This is a genomic window from Micromonospora sp. 4G55, assembly GCF_016803375.1.
The window spans coordinates 1-2,293 of record NZ_JAEVHN010000853.1 but is presented as its reverse complement, the minus strand read 5'-3'; the positions used below and the strand labels follow the sequence as shown (position 1 = coordinate 2,293).

Here is a 2,293-nt window from a genome sequence, read left to right as displayed (position 1 = left end):
ATCTTGCACTTGGTGCCCTCGGTTCGTGGCTTTCACGGCGGTTTGCCTGAGCGCAAACTGCAAGATCGAGGGAGTCAGGCGGGGGCTTCGGAGCGGTCTCCGGCCCAGAGGGTGTGGTACGAGCCGTCGCGGTCGACGCGGTGGTAGGTGTGGGCGCCGAAGTTGTCCCTCAGTCCCTGGATGAGCGCCGCGGGCAGCCGCTCGGCGCGCAGCGCGTCGAAGTAGGCCAGCGACGAGGAGAACGCCGGGGTGGGCACGCCGGCCCGGGCGGCGTCGGCGACCACCCGCCGCCAGCTCGGCACCCCGGCGCCGACCGCCTCGGCGAAGTACGGGGCCACCAGCAGCGTCGGCAGGTCCGGCTGGGCGTCGTACGCCTCCCGGATGCGGTCGAGGAAGCGGGCCCGGATGATGCAGCCGCCCCGCCAGATGGTGGCGGTGCCGCCGAGGTCGATGTCCCAGTCGTACTCGCGGCTGCCGGCGCGGATGTGGTCGAAGCCCTGCGCGTACGCGACGATCTTGCTGGCCAGCAGCGCGCGCCGGACGTCCTCGACGAAGGTCTCCCGCTCCTCGACCTGCCACTTCTCACCGGCGTCGGGGAAGGCCCGGCGGGCGGCGACGCGCTGGTCGGCGTGGCCGGACAGCGACCGGGCGAAGGTCGCCTCGGCGATGCCGGTGATCGGGATGCCCAGGTCCAGCGCGCTCTGCACGGTCCACCGGCCGGTGCCCTTCTGCTCGGCCTGGTCGAGCACCACGTCGACGAAGGCCCGGCCGGTCGCCGCGTCGGTGTGTGCCAGCACGTCGGCGGTGATCTCGATCAGGAAGGACTCCAGCTCGCCGGTGTTCCACTCCCGGAAGATGTCGGCGATCTCCGCCGGGCTCGCCGACAGCCCCGCCCGCAGCAGGTCGTACGCCTCGGCGATGAGCTGCATGTCGGCGTACTCGATGCCGTTGTGCACCATCTTGACGAAGTGGCCGGCGCCGTCCGGGCCGATGTGCCGGCAGCACGGGGTGCCCTCCACCTGCGCGGCGATCTTCTCGAAGATCGGCCCGAGCTTCGCGTACGACTCGGCGGAGCCGCCGGGCATGATGCTCGGGCCGCGCAGCGCGCCCTCCTCCCCGCCGGAGACGCCGGTGCCGACGAAGTGCAGCCCGTGCCCGCGCAGCGTCTCCTCCCGGCGGCGGGTGTCCGCGAAGTGCGCGTTGCCGCAGTCGACGACGATGTCGCCCTCCTCCAGCAGCGGGACCAGCTCGTCGATCACCGCGTCGGTGGGGCCGCCGGCCTTCACCATGACGATCACCGCGCGGGGTCGCTCCAGCGTGGCGACGAAGTCCGCGAGGGACTCGGACGCGACGAAGGTGCCCTCGCCGCCGTGCTCGGCGACGAGGCTGCGGGTGCGCTCGGGGGAGCGGTTGTGCACGGCCACCGTGAAGCCGTTGCGGGCCAGGTTCCGGGCCAGGTTGCGGCCCATCACCGCCAGCCCCGTGACCCCGATCTGCGCCGTCGCCTGCTGAGCCATCCGTCCGCCACCTCTCGTCGGCCTGCCGTCCTGCGACCGTATCGCGGCCACCGGCCGCCAGGGTCCGGACATCGACGCTCGGTGAGCGGCGCGGTGCGGGCCGTCGCGGGCGCCGGGCCCGCCAGCGGCGCGCCGGGCGGTGTCAGCCCTCGGCCAGGCGGGCCTCGACGTGGGCCACCTTGCCGGTGAGCGCATCGGTGACGCCGGGCCGCACGTCGGCCTTGAGCACCACGCTGACCCGGGGGGCCTGTTCGGCCACCACGTCGACCGCCCGCTTGACCACCGCCATCACCTCGTCCCACTCGCCCTCGACGGTGGTGAACATGGCGTCGGTGCGGTTGGGCAGGCCGGAGGCGCGGACCACCCGGACCGCCTCGGCGACCAGGTCGCCGACGGACTCGCCGACGCCCAGCGGGGTAATCGAGAACGCGATCAGCATGCCGCCGATGGTGCCAGTAAATCGGCTGCGGCCGCCGCCGTCGGCGGGTTAGCGTGTCGGCATGCGTATCTGACGCCCCACCTTCAGCCAGTCGGGCCCGCCGCCGTCGTCGGGGGTCCGGCCGCGCCGGGCGTCCGCATTCCCCACCTTGTCTCGTACCGGTGGTGTCTCCGTGGTCGGGTCGCCCGGGCCGTTCCCTGCCCGCCGACCGCCCGCCTCGCGGCGCGGTCCCCGCATCCGAAGGAGGCAGCGTATGCCCGCCAAGCGCAGTCCGAAGAAGTCCCGCCCGTCGGCGTCGGCCACGGTGGCGGTGAGCCCGCCGGATCTCGACGCGCTC

2 protein-coding genes are annotated in these 2,293 nt (G+C 73.5%); both read right to left on the bottom strand.

From position 1 onward, the window contains the following. Positions 1-74 precede the first annotated feature (74 nt). Positions 75-1,517, bottom strand: a complete 1,443-nt coding sequence (gndA, locus tag JNW89_RS35180; RefSeq protein WP_238452311.1) for an NADP-dependent phosphogluconate dehydrogenase — start codon at positions 1,515-1,517, stop codon at positions 75-77. Positions 1,518-1,659: 142 nt separating this feature from the next. After that, positions 1,660-1,956 carry an MTH1187 family thiamine-binding protein gene (locus tag JNW89_RS35175; protein WP_210778226.1) on the bottom strand — a complete coding sequence of 99 codons (297 nt, stop codon included), beginning with the start codon at positions 1,954-1,956 and terminating at the stop codon, positions 1,660-1,662. Positions 1,957-2,293 lie beyond the last annotated feature (337 nt).

Bases quoted from the DNA above. Each gene is read 5' to 3' on its own strand.
- gndA (WP_238452311.1), bottom strand. From the start codon at position 1,517: ATGGCTCAGCAGGCGACGGCGCAGATCGGGGTCACGGGGCTGGCGGTG.
- JNW89_RS35175 (WP_210778226.1), bottom strand. From the start codon at position 1,956: ATGCTGATCGCGTTCTCGATTACCCCGCTGGGCGTCGGCGAGTCCGTC.